The sequence below is a fragment of the Bacillus sp. EA-CB0995 genome (assembly GCF_055814245.1).
In genome coordinates, this window is record NZ_CP169269.1 from 3,250,342 (window position 1) to 3,267,704 (window position 17,363).

A 17,363-nucleotide genomic window follows, 5' to 3' on the forward strand; every position below is an offset into this window, starting at 1 on the left:
TTATTATAATAAGTATTTCCTAGAAAGTGATTTAGGCCAGGAACACTCTTATTCTAATACTAATTGTTTAAGATTTTGTATGCTCTTTTTCTCAAGGTGACAAGCCTGAAGAAGATACACTTCAACATCTCCATGCTTTTCTACAACGTGTTTTTCAATATGTTAAACACCCAGCAATCACGATTCCGATGGAAATTGATAAAAACATCAGGAAAAGTCCGACGGCCTGGTTATCTTCTTCAATGCTTTGATTGATATTAAAACGCGGTGTGCACCATTCGGCTAAATAAAATACAACAATCTGCGCTAAAATCCCAATCGCTCCCCATAAAACCATATCCATAAGTGAAATAGAATGGGCAGCAGTCGAATACAAGACGATGGCAAGACCAAGAAATCTCCCTCCAAGTGCATAGCTTGCTGCTCTATTCCCTTTAGCCATTAACGAAAATTCCTTCACTTTTGTTGTCAATTCCATAAGAAAAAGACCAATACATAAAAGGCCGAGTGAAACCACTAAATAAAGTAAAAAGTTCATCATTTATAATCCCCCTTTTTTATCCCTACAGGTAAATAATAAGATTCATTCCCCGTAATTTTTCCACCGGCCCGTATACCAATACTACTTGGTTTTCCAGCAATTAAAAACGATCCAAACACATACGACAGCTCCTCGTTCCCTTTTTCAGTCTCAAGAGAAACAACTGGAAGCTTTATATACTTTTGAAATACAGGAAGTTCTTTTTTATACGTTTGATATGAATTTTGAATCACAATATTCGTGTCTTTGTCACGAATTGTAACCGTGTCACCCTCTCTACCGAACGAAGGTTTTTGAACAAAAGAACTTTTTCCTAAAAATAGATCTGGTTCTAAGTAAGTAGGAAGCATATATTCCTTAATCCATTGTCGTTCCTCATTTGTATAAAAAGCGCCTATCTCAGCTAATCCCCAAATCAGGCATTGAATCGATTTCGGCTGAAGAAGAAAGGATGAAACAGGATTTATAATAAAGAGCTTTCCTTCCTTTACAAGTTGCAATAACTCAATCCCTACAAAATCCCCGGTGTTAGGATCCTGATCCTCAACCAAATCTTCAATAGGATATGTTTGGCGATACAAAATATCAATTGGCACGCCATCTCCGTCGACTAAAGCATCGTCAGTAATTCTGAGTGCTGACATTGACACCATTTTGTTTTTAACCTGACATAGCTGACTCAAATACCTAGTAGTATTCCAATCTTCTATATGTTCATGATGGGCTGTGAAGACAACGTTTGGCATTTCTATTCCTTTAGCAGCCTCCATTACAGCTTTTGTAATACCAGAAGAAAGAAGACGTTCCTGATTCTCGTTTGGGTCATGATAGTCTAATTCTTTGCATACCTTTCCATTCATTTGAAAGCATTCCATAATAAAAGTTGGGGTATCACTATTAAACTCAAGCATTTTGATGCCACCATTCGTCAAAGCAAAATCAAACCGCGAAATAATAGATTCAGGAAATAGAGATTTCATTCTGATAAAAGGCAGACTTGAAGATGGAAAACCAAGTTCAAGAAGCTGATCATCCGACAAGGTCCGAAGAAGGCTAGCAGTCTTAAAAAATACTTTTCCCATTCGTTCTGTTGCTAATTGCAAATCCCTTATAGTTTGTTCTGTTATTTCAAAAACATGAAAAAGGCTGTACTCACTCCCGTATAAGTCAGACCAAAAGTGAGGGAACCTTGAATAAAATTGACTTCGTTCCTTTATGTAAAACGACATGACTTAACCTCCGAATCCGCCCTTTGAACCGCTTCCAATTCCTCCTTTAAAATTAGACGAAGCTTGATAGGACTTAAATTCAGATGAATTTTTGAAAGTTGATTTATTTTGATAATATTTACCACCGTAATAATAATGCCCATGATGACTTGAATGATTGTCATCACATCGCCACACGCCAAGTTCATCATCCCAATCCCAATCGGAACAGCTCTTATCATTTGGCTTTGGAGGAAGATCTTTACAGCCAGATAAAGTGCCCGCCATTAAAGAAGTAAGAATACCTGTTACTAACCATTTGGTTTTTGTCACCTTCCCACGTCCCTTTATATATTATATTTTTATTATAAAAGAATTCATGATAAATTAGAAGAAAAAGGAAGAGGGATTACGATTGCAGTTAGAATATCGACTCAATGATGAAGCTAAACAATATCCTGCCTTATGGAACTATGTGGATATTCCTATCTCTGAAACCATCGCAAGAATGACTTGTGAGTATTTCATTAAAGAAGGGGATACGTATGTCGTAACAGCGACCGCGATGGACCCTGACGGAACAGCAGTATTATATGTCAAAAAAGAAAAGTTCTTCGATGATTCTTCAGAACCCACATATTCCCATATAGGTTTTGAGATTAGAGAACTACAAGGAGCAAATTCGATTTTGATAGAAAGTAAAGATGTATGGAATCATGAGGAAATCTTAACGTATCTCCATTCAGATATTTTGTACGTTCAAAAGGATGGAATATTGATAGAATTCACCTTAGACTCAAGAGAGATTGATGAAGACCGAAAGTGCTATGTTTATTATGGAGAATTTACAGGTGAATGCAGATAACATTGCACTCCCCACCTACCGCTTCGCGCTTGAGGTGGGGGATGAATCGCCAGATATGATAAAGTAAAGCTCTCATCAGTAGGAGTTTCATTTTATTTCTAATATTTTTTATTGTTTCCACACAACGAAACTTAAATGATTTCCAGCGTGCTGACAAAAAGGCTTCTCAAAACAAAAAAACTTACGTATAAAACGTAAGTTTTTTATATAGTCCCACATATGCCGTTCTCTTCTAGATGTCCATAAACCCGCTCTCGCAGGTGGATGCTCTCAAAAATGCTTTCATCTTCCTTCTTAAAAAGATGGCATGATGGCTACATTTAAATATTGAACTTCCGTATTACTCTCATTGGTTTAAGACATACACAAGCTACGTACATCGTAGGCATTTATTATTAATCATAAGGATAAATAGAACCCCCGCACGTGCCGTCCCTCGTAAATGTCCAAAAACCCGCTACTCGCAGGTGGATGTTCTCACAGTTACCGTTCATCTTCCTTCTCAAAGAAAGGCTTGATGTTGGCCTCTAAATATCGAACTTCCGTAAAACTAACATCGGTTTTAGACATAAATAAGTTACGCACACCGCAGGATGTTTTATTTATTTGTCGTTATCTTATCACATTGTTCGCAATGTGTAAAATATATTGTTATTAAAGTATTTCTTGCTTGTGATCCTATTGTAATACAAAACTTTTTGAGGTGCAATAGGCTACTGTTTTTCTTTCGCAATTGGATTTTCAGGATAAGAAATCCAATCACTCCAGCTGCCCGCATATAATTTTACATTTGTAAAACCAGCCATTTTTAACGCTAATACGTTCGGGCATGCCGTTACACCTGATCCGCAATATACAATTGTTTCTTTCTTTTTATCAAGATCGATAAAACGCTCTTCTTGTGCGTCCTGTCCCTTAAAAGCACCAAAATCAGTTACGCCGTCTTTCCAAAAATAATTTTGCGCAGTTGGAATGTGACCGGCCACTTTATCAACCGGTTCTTCTAATCCTGCGTAGCGCTTTGGTTCTCGCGAATCAATAAGTGTTATATTTGCTTGTTTATTAATTTTCTCTTCTAATTCTTCCATTGTTACGACAATATCATGCTGTAGAGTTGGAACAAACGTCTTAGGTGCAAAAACTGGTATATCATTCGTTACTTCGACCTTTTGCTCCTTCCATTCTGGGAAGCCACCATTTAACACATATACTTTGTCATGTCCAAGGTACGTTAAGAGCCACCAGAGACGAGAGGCCATTGCTCCTCCTTGACTATCATATGCCACAACTGTTGTATGTTCATCAATCCCAGCTTGTGAAAGTTTTTGTACAAACGCTTCTATATTTGGAAGCGGGTGACGTCCGCCATGTTGTGTAACCGGACTTGATAAATCTTTATCTAAATCAAAATAGAGTGCACCTGAAATATGTGCCTCATTATATTGCTCTCTTCCCCAATTCGGATTTGCTAAGTCAAAACGACAATCGATAATACGAACATGCTCATCTTGTATATGTTCATGTAACCATTCGACTGTAACGATCATACTTAACGACCTTCTTTCTCTTGTAAACGTTCTACGTACTCCATCACCATTTCTTCTGTCACAATCTTACGTTGCGGTGCAATACCGTTTTTTGCAAGCCCATTAATTTGTTTTGTTACCATATTAATTACATCAACAGAGAAAGGTTTCCCATTTGATGCAAGTGATACTGCTGCTTCAATTGCTGCTTCACGTTGCGCCTCTAATTGTAGAAATGCTTTCACCACTTCATTTTGTTTACGAGAATGTGCTGTAATTGCTGCATGTACTTCCATGTTCGCTTCCCCTAGTATAAGTCCATCGTAAGCCGAATCATATCCCGGTATACAATGCCATTTTCTATAATCTCTTCTTCATAATGCTTCGAAAAGTAATCAAAATCAATAGAAAAAATACGAAATCCACATTTTTGATATAAAGTAAGCTGCGAAACGCTCGAATTACCTGTCCCTATTTCAAGATTCCGCATGCCGTGTTCTTTTGCAGTTGTAATCGCATGCTGTAATAACTGCTTCCCGATGCCTTTATCCTGTTCTTGTTCACAAACTGCAATATTCATAATCTCCATCGTATTAGGGCGTGTTTCCTATAATATGTATGACCCTATCACATGTTCATCACGTTTAGCAACGTAAATCATTCCTCGTTGAAGATATGACTGTAACTGCCTTTCGCTCGGATCAGCAAGTAATAATAATGATATCGGTGCCTTATCTTCAGAAATACGCTCAACAATTAATTGTTCCATAAAAATTCTCTCATCTCCACCTGTTCTAAATACCCCTTGTCTTCCATAAGTAATACAAAGGAGGTCATCACTATGGACAACAATGAAAAGAAGTGCAATATAATCTCCATTGATGAGAAGAAAAAGAAAAATGGCACGTACTCCTATCCAAAGTTAGTGATAGAAGGAAAACCATATGAATTCACTTCTTTCGTCTTATGCGGCGAAACGCCAGATGGAAAACGTCTCGTCTTAACTCATATGGTTTCCTCAGATGAATTTGCAGGATTTGTAAAATCATTAGATGCTGTTCTACAAAAACGCATTGAACGTATCTTTTTCTCTTAATACTTATAGAACTTCTACTTCATGTTTTATTTTCATTAATTGTTTTTCCAATTCTTCTTTTCTCTTTTCGTATGCAGAAACATCAATTGTTTCCAATAACGCAAATAATAAACTTTCATAGTATTGCGCTGCGTCTTGCATCATGACTGTTTTCACAAGTTGCCATCCATGAAGCCATTCTTGTTTATAGTGATTAACAAATAGGTGCTGTTCTTCCATTACGTAATCTGCCACAAATGGTTCTAACGTTTGCTTCATTTCTTCTTGCATCAATGCTTTATCATTTTTTTCAAAGAAGCTTTTCTCACTTTTAAAATGGGATAATGCTTTTTTAAATTGTTTTGCTTCCATATTTGGAAATGGATTTTCATGCATAAGAACGCGATAGTCATATGTTGTATCTGTACGGATGACGAGCTGTTCATTCTTTGTAGCACATTGCACCGTTACTTCTTCTTGCACATGTTTCATCGTTTCATTCATCCATTTTTCAAGACGCAGCGACGTTGCACGCATTTCTTGCAATAAATCATGTTGTAAGAAGGCAATTAACTCCATCATGCACTCTTGTAATTTTTCTTTCACATTCCCTTGTGTTCGTAAAGAAGCTGGATTAATAAATTCTGTAAACACATCATTGTATCGTAAAAATAAGCGCTGTTTTACATAATATAGAAGCTCTTTCACTTCATTTTCCAATGCCATTTCTTCTGTTACAACACTATGCGAAGAGATCATATGAAGCAGTTCTTCACGTTCCGCTTCATATTTTTTTCGTTTTTGTTCTTTTTCTTCATTTCCTTGTGTTGCACTTTCAATCATATTTGTAAGAAGTTTATAACCGTTTTGAAGTGCTCCATTTAAAGAATGAACCGATACAAGCATTAAATCTCTCATGATAAACGAAGTGAACGCTTGTTCAAACGGTGCAAGACCAGAATGTTTTAAAATACCATACGTTTCTTTTGAAATATCTTTTCCTTGTTTTTCTTCTAATGCAAATAAGCTAGAAATCGCAAACAGACGTGGATTCCGAATCCCGTACTGCAACAATTGATCACTAATATACCCTTTTACTGTGTGTAATTCCTCTTCTGACTGTGCTAAATCCGCAGCATTAATTAAGAAGAACATTTTATCAAGTGCAAACGTATCTTTTACACGTCCAAGCTGAATTAAAAATTCTCGATCTGCTCGTGAAAACACGTGATTATAATACGTTACAAATAAAATTGCGTCTGCATTTTTTATATATTGGAATGCTACGTCTGTATGGCGTGCGTTAACAGAGTCTGCTCCCGGCGTATCAACAAGTGCAATGCCTTGTCTCGTTAATTCACAATCATAATAAAGCTCCATATATTCTACAAAGCATGACTTTTCTTCATTGGCCACATAATCAGCAAATTCAGCTAATGTTACGCGAGATTGCTCTCCTAAACGATGCCCTACTTCCGCATACCCATGCTGCACCGCTCGTAAAAAACTAAACGTTGTTTTTTGTCTGCCACTTGGCGCTGGATATTGTAGTACATCATCAATTTGTAAGAGTGCTTCTTCCAAAGATGTAATATCACGGTGAAATAACTTATAAACAGCCTTTAAGTCCTCAAAGAGCGCCGTTTCCGATTTGAACTGTACCACTACCGTACCATGCGGCTTCTCATCTGTTACCGGCAAAATTTGATTAATAGTTGCTGTTGTAGGATTCGGTGATACTGGTAATACTTTTTCTCCTAATAAGGCATTGGCAAAGGACGATTTCCCTGCACTAAATGCTCCAAATAATGCCACTGTAAATTGTTTCGTTTCAATGCGTGTTCTCTTTTCAACAATTTCGTCGTATACGTGCGTCAAAGCCGGAAGCTGTTTTAGAACAAATTCTGTTTCCTTTACATGTTCTAATACGCGCTGAATATTAACATTTCCTGTGCTTGCAACTTGATTTTCCGTATACGTAGATACAGCTTCTTGTTCTTGCAATTGAAATTTAGCATTTGTCACTCGTTGTGTTCGTTGTAAAATATCTTCTATTTCCATCGTTTCAGGCACAGAAACACAATCGTTCCATACATCATGCAAATATGTTTCATACTGATCGTACTGTTCCATATATTGACGTTTCATGTCATTCGCATGTTGCACCGCTTCGTATTGCTTTCGTTCTTTATCAATGCTTAGCAGCTCAGCTTTTCCTCTTTCTTGTAATATCGGTAAAGCTTTCGCAAATATAGATTGTGCCGCATTGTAATATCGTTTCTTTAATTCATTTGCAACATCTGCTGTATAATGTAATAAATAATCTCCTGTAAACCCTGCTCCTTGCTTAATTATTTCCTCTAAAAGCGACGATCCAAAGGAAATATTCAAATCGTATACTGCTTTTCCTAATTCTTCTGTAAATATCTCTTCTTGTTTTGTAAAAGAAACAATATATTCTTTTACATGAAAGTCTAATTGTGCTTCTACCGTCTTTTGCAGGGACTCATAAAACGCTTGTAAACGACGCTGTTTTTCTTGATCAGTTTTCGCCTTTGCAAATAATAAACCAACTTTAAATTTCGTCAATTTTGTTTCTAAGTATTGATTTGCTAAATCACGCATTTCAAATGGCATTAAATATGCATTATCTAATATATTATGCAGTCCTATGATAAATCTATTTTTTACTTCATCTTCTTTTGCATAAAATTCTTTTTCTTTTTCAGCAAGTTCTTCTAAAATCGACGTAACTTCTTCATACGATAATAGCGATGCCAATTCTTCACGAAACGGCTCCAGCTGTTTCTCATACTGTGTTAACAAATAAGAAAGATGTTCTTGTTGTAAATAAGAAACTTCCTTTTCCATTCCACCTTTTACATAAGAACCGCGTTCTTTCATAATAGAAACAAGCAGATCCTCTAGCTTTTCCAATTCATTGTACGAATGTTGTTGCAATCGTAAAGACGTATAAAATATACCATCAACGTCAACATTCCAATTTGCAAATGACTGCATTACACTTTGCTGATACGCAGAAAAAGACAATTCATGTTCTTTATGCTTATCAATCTGGTTCACAACAAGATAAACCGTTTTATTACGTTGCTTTAATTCTTTGACAAACTGTAAATTCACTTCCGATTGCACATGATTATAATCCATCATATAAAAAATAATGTCGGCAAGATGCAGCGTAGATTCAGTCGCAAGTTGATGTGCATCATCAGTTGAATCAATACCAGGCGTATCAACAAGAACAACGCCTTCTGGGAGCGGTGCATCGCTCCGATAAATATGGATTCCAATCACTTCATCGCCATTTTTACAAAGCTGTTTTAATTCTTCTGCTGTATACATACCGTCATACTCGTATTTCTGTCCTGATTTTAATGTAACAACGACGCGAGCATGTCCTTTTTCTATCTTTACCACATTCGCACTCGTTGGAATCGGACTTGTTGGCAACAATTGATCTTTATATAAATAGTTCATCATTGTTGATTTTCCAGCAGAGAAATGTCCACAAAATGCAATCATAAGCTGCTCTTCTTTATATTTCTGTATAACTTCAAGCAACTTTTCACTATGTTCCATATCACCTTTTTTCTGCCACTCTTCATAAAAACAAACAAGCTTTTGTAAACTGTTTGTTTGCACTGTTTTTGTCATCCCCTCATGCCCCTTTGTTCCAAGATGTATCCACCTATTATATTACTAAATTTTCAGCATCTTCACAGTAAAAAAATAAAAAATCCCTTTCATTCTTTTTGAAAACGAAAGGGATTTCTATGTAATATAGTTCATTATTTAGTTGCTCCTACTCGATTTAACACATGTTTTGTTACAACTGCATATAAAACAACTGTTCCTGCTAAAAATGCATATACCATACAATCACACCTAACTTTCTTGATAATGATTATCAATTTTAAACACATTGTACCATTAGAGAGAATGATTATCAATATATATTTTAAAAATAAAAGCTCCTTTTCAAATAAAGGAGCTTTCATACTGCCTGTTCTAAAGGAGTAGTAGGATTGTTGTGCATTTTTATTATAACCCACAGGCGAATTGTTAACAGTTGAAAAATTTTGGAAATATATATACCTTGCAATTCATATTCTGTAATATACTTAAAGAAATATCGATAAGGAGATGAAATATGAACAACATTTCACAAAACGAAAGAATTCATTCTATTGATATTATACGAGGGATTGCCATCTTTGGTATTTTCCTTGTAAATTGGCCTATATTAGCTGGAGTCGACTCTCGAGATTTAACAACTGTTTACGAAGGATTTGATCGTTACATTCGATTATTTTATGATCTGTTTGTTCAAACAAAATTTTACACAATTTTTTCCTTTTTGTTTGGTCTTGGTTTTTATATTTTTATGAAGCGCGCAGAAGAAAAGACACCTCATCCAAAATTATTATTTATACGGAGACTCCTTATTTTATTCTTATTCGGATTTTTACATTATGTACTACTTTGGTATGGTGACATTTTACATAGTTATGCAATAGCTGGCTTCGTACTACTTTTCTTTTATAAAAGAAAACCAAAAACTTTATTAATCTGGTCTCTTATTTTATTAAGTATTTGGGAACTTCTTGTGTTGCTTATGAATTTAGCAATTCTGTTCACTCCCCCTGAGACACTTGACGCTTTTTCTGATCCTGTCATTCCCTTGTTAAATTGGGGCTTTCAAGTTCAAGATCGCTTTACTGCTTTTTACTCAGAAGAAATTAGTGCTTCTCTTATCATGCTACCAGAAACAGTCGGTCTCTTTTTACTCGGTCTATACGCGGGAAAAAAAGAAATGTTTCGCCGCGTAAACGAGATAGATCCAAAGCTAAAGAAATGGCAAATCATTACCTTCTTCGCTACTTTGCCAACATGGGGGATTATTGTTACCTACTTTGCTATGAACGATCTATACGTACCATTTTCAATGATTGCCCTTATTACGCTAAGCGGAAAGACACTATTCATTTTTTATATTTTTACACTTATGCGTCTCTTGCAGCATGCAAAATGGCAAAAAGTATTCCGACCCTTTCAATATGTTGGTCGCATGGCATTAACAAATTATATTTCACAAACTATTGTAACTTTATTGGTATTCGGTTTATTATTTCAAGCAAATATCGTATTCCCACTATGGGGCGGCACACTCTTCTGTATCGGCTTCTACATTATTCAAATTTTTGTTAGCCGCTGGTGGCTATCTCGTTATCAGTATGGACCACTTGAATATATTTGGCGTCTTGGTACCTATGGAAAAAACATGCCGATGAAAAAACAAAGCAGTATCTCATCGTGAGATACTGCTTTGTTTTACGCTTTAGAAACAGCACTTTGCATTGCAACTTGCTCTTCTTTTACTTTCGTTTGTTTTTGCGGAATCATATTAAACACAATATTTAAAAGTACTGCTGATGCACTTCCTAATACAATTCCGTTATCTGTTAAAATACGAACGCTCTCTGGAAGCTGCGAGAATAGTGTTGGCACAACTGTTACACCAAGACCAATTCCAACAGAGCACGCAACAATTAATAAGTTTTCCTGTTTTGCAAAGTTAACAGCGCTTAACATTTTAATACCATATGCCATAACCATTCCGAACATAGCAAGCATTGCACCGCCAAGCACCGGCGTTGGAATAATCGTTGTTAGCGCGGCAATCTTTGGAATAAATCCAAGTACAATTAGCATACCGCCGCATGTGTAAATGACAACACGATTGCGCACACCTGTCAGTTGAACAAGACCTACATTTTGTGAATATGTCGTATACGGAAATGCGTTAAAAATGCCACCTAACATCATTGCAATACCTTCTGCACGATATCCTTTTGCCAATTCTTTTTCACCAATTTTTTTGTTACAAATATCCGATAGTGCAAAATAAACTCCTGTTGCTTCGACAATTCCTACACAAGCAACTAGAATCATTGTAATGATAGGTGTTAATTCGAATGTTGGTGTACCGAAGTAAAATGGCTGTACACCATGAAACCAATCAGCTTCCGATACAGCTTGTAAACTTACCTTCCCCATTAATGCTGCAATTGCTGTACCAAATAATAATCCTAATAAGATAGAAATAGAGCGAATGAAACCATCAAAAAAACGGTACATGATGATGATAAATAACAATACTCCGAATGCTAATGCTAAATTGGGTAAACTACCAAAATCTTTGCTTCCTACACCACCAGCCATGTCATTAATCGCGACTGGAACTAATGTAACTCCAATAACTGTTACAACTGATCCAGTAACAACTGGTGGAAACAGTTTTACAAGCTTTCCAAACACACTAGAAAATAAAACAACAAATAGTCCTGCTGCAATAATAGAACCATACACAGCGGATACTCCATATTGCTTACCAATAGCAATCATCGGTCCAACTGCTGTAAAAGTGCAACCTAACACTACTGGAAGTCCAATACCGAAGAAACGATTCGTTAATGCTTGTAAAATTGTTGCAATACCGCACATTAATAAGTCAATTGACACTAAATACGTAAGTTCACGCTGATTTAATCCAAGTCCGCCTCCAACAATGAGCGGAACGATAACTGCCCCGGCATACATTGCCAACATATGTTGAATACCGAGAGATGCAATCTTAAGAGGGTGTTGCTTCATCTTACTTCACCTCCGCTGCCGCATGTTCGACAAAACGAACTGTACCATTATCAAGCGATGCGATTTCTGCCAACGATTCTACGTGAACGCCGCTCTCACGTAATTTACTTCCTCCATCTTGAAATGCTTTTTCAATCACGATTCCGATACCCGCCACTGTTGCTCCTGCTTGCTGTACTAAGTTCATTAAACCAAGTGCTGCCTGACCGTTCGCTAAAAAGTCATCAATAATAAGGACGCGGTCGTCTTCATGTATATATTGTTTCGATATAGAGATTTCGTTCGTTTCTTGTTTTGTATAGGAATATACTTTTGCAATATACATATTATCTTGTAACGTTAACGATTTACGTTTTCTTGCAAAAACAACTGTTACACCAAATTCTAATGCAGCCATTACAGCTGGAGCGATTCCTGAAGACTCAATCGTCACGATTTTTGTAATTTTCTCGTCTTTAAAACGCTTTGCAAATTCTTTTCCGATTTCTTGCATAAGCACTGGATCAATTTGATGATTTAAAAATGCATCCACTTTTAACACATCATCTGACAATACTTTTCCTTCTCGCATAATTTTCTCTTGTAATAATTTCATGGTTTGTTCCCCCTCTTATGCAAATAAAAAACTCCAAAAGCAGCCTTCACCCAATACAAGTGAGGGACGTGCTTTTGGAGCTTTGCAAAAAAAGAATGCAACTATAGCAATATATTCGTCCTCACTCATAGTCGAAGCATTTACGGTACTTCGGTAGAAACTTGCAGGCCATATCCCTGCGATTATATGAGTGTTGCTAACTTATTTAATTTAATAAAAGGATTATAACGCACTTTTTTTACTTTGAAAAGCTTTTTACGAAAAAACACGTACAAATTTAAAAAATATACAATTTTCGTTCGACTTTTTGAAACCTCTTTCATTTTGAAATCATACCTATTTTTTAAGAACTCCAAAACTACTTAGGTTGCTAGCATTGTGAACGAACCATCTACTTCACATTTTTTTCACAATTCCTCATTACAAAATCTGTAATACATCACGATTTATCAACTTTTCATCATAAGCATAGTTTTAATTGTATCAATGAACACTTTTTGAAAGCACCGCTGACAATGTAGAAATTATCAAAATATTTCGTATGATAAAAATGTAAGATTCACTTTCTCGGGGAGGGAGAAAAATGGGAGAACGTAAACTACAGCCAGTCGAAAACAAACAACAAAAGAAAAGTTCACTAAAAGGAACATTAATTTCTGTTTTTTTGCTCGGCTTCTTTTTAATCTTCACATGGTTTAGTGTATACCAAATTTTTTTAAATCGATTGTAATGTTATTGGTAAACAAAGGGGAGATGGGATATGCACTTGCATAAGTACGAAAAAATTTGGCTCATTTTCGGTATCGGTTCATTATTTGTATTTTTAGCTATAATTGGAGTAAGCGCGTTTTATATGGGAAACCAGCCGCCTAGCTGCTTAACGACAATCGACCCAGAAAAAGTAAATGCGACTGCTCCCTTTGATCATCCTGGTGTAAAACAAGTTGGTAAAGATCATTATCAAGTAACAATTGTCTCACAAGCATTTTCCTTTACACCAAATGTCATTAAGGTACCAAAAGGAGCCAAAGTTGACTTTGTTGTCGCAACGAAAGATGTTGTACATGGCTTTGAAATTGCAGGGACAAATGTGAATATGATGGTTGAGCCCGGCTATGTGAGCACAGCTTCTCAAGTGTTTCAAAAGGCTGGTGAGTATTTAATCGTATGTAATGAATATTGCGGGACAGGCCATCATATGATGAGCGCGAAAGTAGAGGTGACTGACAAATGATACATGTTCAGGATAAAATATACAAAAAAGATGCCAAACTTGCGATGGCTCATATACATGTTGCATTTATCGCTCTATTCTTAGGAGGATTATGTGGGCTACTGCAAGTACTTGTCCGATCCGGAAAATTTAATCTTCCAGCTGGAATTGGTTATTATCAAGTACTAACAACACATGGCGTGTTACTTGGCCTCGTATTAACAACATTTTTTATTATCGGCTTTTTGTTTGCCTGTATGAGCAAAACTGCTGGGACTCTTTCAAAAGGAGTACGAACAACAGGCTGGATTGGTTTTTGGCTTATGACGATTGGAACAACCATCACTGCTATTTTTATACTATTAAATAAAGCTACTGTTCTCTATACATTTTATGCTCCGTTAAAAGCTCACCCTGGATTTTACATCGGTCTTACCCTCGTTGTTGTCGGCAGTTGGTTTAGCGGCTTTGCAATGTTTGCTCATTATCGCACATGGAAAAAGCAAAATAAAGGAAAAGCTGGTCCATTACTTAGCTTCATGGCTGTTATTACAATGCTACTTTGGCTCGTTGCCACTCTTGGCGTCGCTGCAACAGTACTCGTACAATTTATTCCTTGGAGCTTAGGCATCGTTGATAAAATTGATGTTCTTGTTAGCCGAACATTATTTTGGTACTTCGGTCATCCACTCGTATATTTCTGGCTTCTCCCTGCCTACATGGCATGGTATGTCATTATTCCAAAGATTATTGGCGGAAAAATTTTTAGTGATTCTCTCGCTCGTTTATCATTTATTTTATTCTTATTATTTTCCGTGCCGGTTGGATTTCACCATCAATTAACAGAACCAGGTATTGATCCTGGATGGAAATTTTTACAGGTAACCTTAACGTTCATGGTTATCATCCCATCATTAATGACAGCATTCTCTCTATTTGCATCATTTGAGCAATACGGCCGCTCAAAAGGAGCAACTGGACTATTTGGCTGGCTGCGTATGCTTCCATGGGCGGATGCTAGATTCTTTGCACCGTTCGTTGGAATGCTTATGTTCATTCCAGCCGGAGCAGGAGGACTTGTAAATGCAAGCCATCAATTAAATCAAGTTGTCCATAATACAATCTGGATAACAGGACACTTTCACTTAACATTAGCCACATCTGTTGTACTAACATTTTTCGGCATTGGCTATTGGCTTATCCCCCACTTAACAGGACGTGTTATGACAAAAGAAATGAATCGCCTTGCGATGATTCAAACTTGTGTATGGGCACTTGGAATGTTCTTCATGTCTGCTGGGATGCACTTTGCTGGACTATTAGGAGCTCCGCGCCGCTCTTCTTTTTCCACATATGGAAATGCACCGCAAGCTATTGAGTGGATACCGTATCAGATTGCACAAGCAGTCGGAGGAACAATCTTATTTGTCGGCATTATATTAGCAATCATTATCTTTTTAGATCTTGCTTTCTTTGCACCAAAAGGGCACACTGAATTTCCGGTTGGAGAAGTATCTGATGCGTCTGATCAACCACCAATTGTCTTTGAAAATTGGAAACTATGGCTTGGAATTACAGCACTACTTATTTTATTCGCATATACCATTCCATTTATGGATATGATTCAAAATGCGCCGCCAGGTTCGAAAGGTTTTAAATTCTGGTAATATAGCAAGCAGAGGTGCTTTTTTAGCTCCTCTGCTTTTTCATTCAATAATAGTACACGGTGAAGGAATTCTCATTATTTGCTGCGAATGTACTCTATAATATACGTGTTTGGTGGAAGTCCAATGAGAAATAAGTATACAAGTTATTCCAAATTGAAACTTACATATCAATACAAATTTATCGATATCGACCTAGTAAATAAACTATTTATTATAGATATTATTGATGTGAAATTATACTGACACTCTCTATTGATTTAAGCAAAGATACAATTGAAATAGAGGGAAAACTTGAAGATTTCCCTCATAATATCGAGGAAACTATATTTTCTTTAAAATCTACGGCTAACGATTGCTTTAAAAATAATATTTCCAATCCCGATCAACTCTAAAAAGAAAACGAGCTACAATAAATAGCTCGTTTTCTCTCTTATAATTCGTAAATTCCTTTATATTTTCCTTCCAAATAATCCGCTAAATAGTTCGCATTTAATCCTTCACCCGTTACATCTTGCAAAATTTCTAAAGGCTTTTTCATTTTTCCATATTGGTGAATATTATTTGTTAACCATTCACGAATTGGTGCAACATTTCCTTCTTCTAATAGTTCATCAAAATTTGGAATATCTTCTAGCATCTTATGCTTGAACTGAGCTGCGTACATGTAACCAAGCGCATATGATGGGAAGTATCCGAAATCTCCACCAGCCCAGTGTACATCTTGCAGTACACCTTGTGCGTCATTTTCCGGACGGATTCCTAGGTAGTTCTCCATTTTTTCGTTCCAAACAGATGGTAAGTCTTTTACTTCTAATGTTCCATCAAATAATTCTTTTTCAATTTCATAACGAACCATCACATGAAGTGGGTACGTTAATTCATCCGCTTCGATACGAATGAAAGATGGTTTCGATTCATTAATTGCATCGTAAAATTCATCTACAGATAAACTATTAAATTGACCGTCTGTATATTGTTTTAATAGATCATAATTCTTTTTCCAGAACGACTTATTGCGACCAATAAAGTTCTCAAAGAATAAAGATTGTGATTCATGAATACCCATAGATGTGCCATCACAGAGCGGTGTACCTTCTAACTCTTTTGAAATATTTTGCTCATACACTGCATGACCGCATTCATGAACTGTTCCAAATACTGCCATACGGAAATCATTTTCATCATAGCGTGTTGTAATGCGGACATCACCACGATTTAATGTAATTGCAAATGGGTGTACTGTTTCGTCTAAGCGTCCTGCATCAAAATTATAGTCCAATTGCTTTAATAGTTGTAAGCTAAATTGTTTTTGCTGCTCTTTGGAAAAATGTTTACTTAAAGCTTCCGTTTGCAACGTTTTATTTGCGTTAGCAATTTCTCCAACAAGCGGAACAATGCGCTCGCGTAATTGTCCAAATACGCGGTCTAATACTTCTACTGTTACACCAGGTTCGTACATATCTAATAATGTATTATACTTGTATGTTTCATAACCCCAATATGTAATAAACTTCTTTTTAAATTCAACAATTTTTTCTAAGTATGGACGAAACATCTCAAAATCAGATTTTTCGCGTGCTTCTTCCCACACGCTTTCTGCTTTTGCCTGTATTTTTACAAATTCTTCATATTCATTCTTTGGAATTTTCTTATTTCGATCATATTCTTTTCGGCACTCTTCTACAGTTTTTCTTGTCACATCTGAAAGTTTTCCTTCTGCAATTAACTCTTCAAACCCTATTAAATAGGCCTCCATCTCTTTAGAAGTTGACATATCGAACACTTCTGCCGAAAGCATACCAATTACTTCAGAACGTTGATCTACACCGTTTTTGGGCGCACCTGTGCGTAAATCCCAAAATATAAGGTTCAGCGCTTCCTCATAATTCATCATTTTCTTTATAAAAGCTAGAAACTCTTTTTCAATTTCATATGTAACTGACGTCATATTCAAGACCCTCCTTTTCCTACTTCACTTTAATTCAACACAAATACGCA

The 17,363-nt window shown here is 36.3% G+C and carries 16 protein-coding genes, 2 other RNA genes, 1 pseudogene and 1 riboswitch; of the genes and pseudogenes, 6 read left to right on the forward strand and 13 right to left on the reverse strand.

All coding sequences use genetic code 11. The features are described 5' to 3' along the window. Window positions 1–154: 154 nt before the first annotated feature. The 3 genes from ACEWFJ_RS16770 to ACEWFJ_RS16780 are packed head-to-tail and all read right to left on the reverse strand — an operon-like array spanning window position 155 to window position 2,082. Window positions 155–541, reverse strand: coding sequence for a DUF350 domain-containing protein (locus ACEWFJ_RS16770; RefSeq protein ID WP_473689288.1), 387 nt, complete (start codon window positions 539–541; stop codon window positions 155–157). Continuing rightward, window positions 538–1,770, reverse strand: a complete 1,233-nt coding sequence (locus ACEWFJ_RS16775; protein ID WP_473689289.1) for a glutathionylspermidine synthase family protein — start codon at window positions 1,768–1,770, stop codon at window positions 538–540. Before ACEWFJ_RS16775 ends, ACEWFJ_RS16770 begins: the two co-directional genes overlap by 4 nt. Window positions 1,771–1,773: 3 nt before the next feature. Continuing rightward, window positions 1,774–2,082, reverse strand: coding sequence for a hypothetical protein (locus ACEWFJ_RS16780; protein WP_473689290.1), 309 nt, complete (start codon window positions 2,080–2,082; stop codon window positions 1,774–1,776). Window positions 2,083–2,164: 82 nt separating this feature from the next. Here ACEWFJ_RS16780 and ACEWFJ_RS16785 point away from each other — a divergent pair, with 82 nt between their 5' ends. Continuing rightward, window positions 2,165–2,614, forward strand: a complete 450-nt coding sequence (locus tag ACEWFJ_RS16785; protein WP_473689291.1) for a hypothetical protein — start codon at window positions 2,165–2,167, stop codon at window positions 2,612–2,614. Between the two features lie 206 nt (window positions 2,615–2,820). Here the strand turns inward: ACEWFJ_RS16785 and ssrS (ACEWFJ_RS16790) are convergent. From ssrS (ACEWFJ_RS16790) to ACEWFJ_RS16810, 5 genes and pseudogenes are all read right to left on the reverse strand, one after another. Beyond that, window positions 2,821–3,005: non-coding RNA, 6S RNA (gene ssrS, locus ACEWFJ_RS16790), on the reverse strand. Window positions 3,006–3,027: 22 nt separating this feature from the next. After that, window positions 3,028–3,212, reverse strand: a non-coding RNA gene (gene ssrS, locus ACEWFJ_RS16795) — 6S RNA. A gap of 115 nt (window positions 3,213–3,327) precedes the next feature. Then, complete coding sequence (locus tag ACEWFJ_RS16800) at window positions 3,328–4,161, reverse strand: sulfurtransferase (protein WP_473689292.1); 834 nt, start codon at window positions 4,159–4,161, stop codon at window positions 3,328–3,330. A gap of 2 nt (window positions 4,162–4,163) precedes the next feature. Beyond that, window positions 4,164–4,436: a YpbS family protein gene (locus ACEWFJ_RS16805; RefSeq protein ID WP_098309349.1), complete on the reverse strand. Its 273-nt coding sequence runs from the start codon at window positions 4,434–4,436 to the stop codon at window positions 4,164–4,166. Between the two features lie 11 nt (window positions 4,437–4,447). After that, a pseudogene (locus ACEWFJ_RS16810) lies at window positions 4,448–4,909 on the reverse strand (GNAT family N-acetyltransferase). A gap of 72 nt (window positions 4,910–4,981) precedes the next feature. Here ACEWFJ_RS16810 and ACEWFJ_RS16815 point away from each other — a divergent pair. After that, window positions 4,982–5,236, forward strand: coding sequence for a DUF3931 domain-containing protein (locus ACEWFJ_RS16815; RefSeq protein WP_098309351.1), 255 nt, complete (start codon window positions 4,982–4,984; stop codon window positions 5,234–5,236). A 3-nt stretch (window positions 5,237–5,239) separates the two neighbouring features. Here ACEWFJ_RS16815 and ACEWFJ_RS16820 read toward each other — a convergent pair whose 3' ends face one another. Further along, window positions 5,240–8,890 (reverse strand): dynamin family protein, encoded by a 3,651-nt coding sequence (locus tag ACEWFJ_RS16820; RefSeq protein WP_473689293.1) that lies wholly within the window; start codon window positions 8,888–8,890, stop codon window positions 5,240–5,242. A 134-nt stretch (window positions 8,891–9,024) separates the two neighbouring features. Beyond that, window positions 9,025–9,147, reverse strand: a complete 123-nt coding sequence (locus ACEWFJ_RS16825) for a hypothetical protein (RefSeq protein ID WP_301287880.1) — start codon at window positions 9,145–9,147, stop codon at window positions 9,025–9,027. 239 nt (window positions 9,148–9,386) lie between these two features. Between ACEWFJ_RS16825 and ACEWFJ_RS16830 the strand changes: the two genes are divergently transcribed. Beyond that, window positions 9,387–10,553, forward strand: a complete 1,167-nt coding sequence (locus ACEWFJ_RS16830) for a DUF418 domain-containing protein (RefSeq protein ID WP_473689294.1) — start codon at window positions 9,387–9,389, stop codon at window positions 10,551–10,553. 14 nt (window positions 10,554–10,567) lie between these two features. On the opposite strand, the gene pbuX is transcribed toward ACEWFJ_RS16830, so the two are convergent. Both pbuX and ACEWFJ_RS16840 read right to left on the reverse strand, forming a co-directional pair. After that, window positions 10,568–11,890, reverse strand: coding sequence for a xanthine permease PbuX (pbuX, locus tag ACEWFJ_RS16835; protein ID WP_473689295.1), 1,323 nt, complete (start codon window positions 11,888–11,890; stop codon window positions 10,568–10,570). 1 nt (window position 11,891) lies between these two features. After that, window positions 11,892–12,485: a xanthine phosphoribosyltransferase gene (locus ACEWFJ_RS16840; RefSeq protein WP_473689296.1), complete on the reverse strand. Its 594-nt coding sequence runs from the start codon at window positions 12,483–12,485 to the stop codon at window positions 11,892–11,894. Between the two features lie 108 nt (window positions 12,486–12,593). Continuing rightward, window positions 12,594–12,695: riboswitch (purine riboswitch) on the reverse strand. Window positions 12,696–13,068: 373 nt separating this feature from the next. On the opposite strand from ACEWFJ_RS16840, the gene ACEWFJ_RS16845 reads away from it, so the two are divergent. From ACEWFJ_RS16845 to ACEWFJ_RS16855, 3 genes are read left to right on the forward strand one after another with little or no spacing between them, the layout of a single operon-like run. After that, window positions 13,069–13,215 carry a cytochrome c oxidase subunit 2A gene (locus tag ACEWFJ_RS16845; protein WP_098309357.1) on the forward strand — a complete coding sequence of 49 codons (147 nt, stop codon included), beginning with the start codon at window positions 13,069–13,071 and terminating at the stop codon, window positions 13,213–13,215. 30 nt (window positions 13,216–13,245) lie between these two features. Beyond that, window positions 13,246–13,719 carry a cytochrome c oxidase subunit II gene (locus tag ACEWFJ_RS16850; protein ID WP_098309358.1) on the forward strand — a complete coding sequence of 158 codons (474 nt, stop codon included), beginning with the start codon at window positions 13,246–13,248 and terminating at the stop codon, window positions 13,717–13,719. After that, entirely contained in the window at window positions 13,716–15,365 is a 1,650-nt protein-coding gene (locus ACEWFJ_RS16855; RefSeq protein WP_473689297.1) for a b(o/a)3-type cytochrome-c oxidase subunit 1, read from the forward strand. Before ACEWFJ_RS16850 ends, ACEWFJ_RS16855 begins: the two co-directional genes overlap by 4 nt. A 430-nt stretch (window positions 15,366–15,795) precedes the next feature. Here the strand turns inward: ACEWFJ_RS16855 and ACEWFJ_RS16860 are convergent, their stop codons facing one another. Beyond that, window positions 15,796–17,313, reverse strand: a complete 1,518-nt coding sequence (locus ACEWFJ_RS16860) for a carboxypeptidase M32 (RefSeq protein ID WP_473689298.1) — start codon at window positions 17,311–17,313, stop codon at window positions 15,796–15,798. Between the last annotated feature and the right edge of the window lie 50 nt (window positions 17,314–17,363).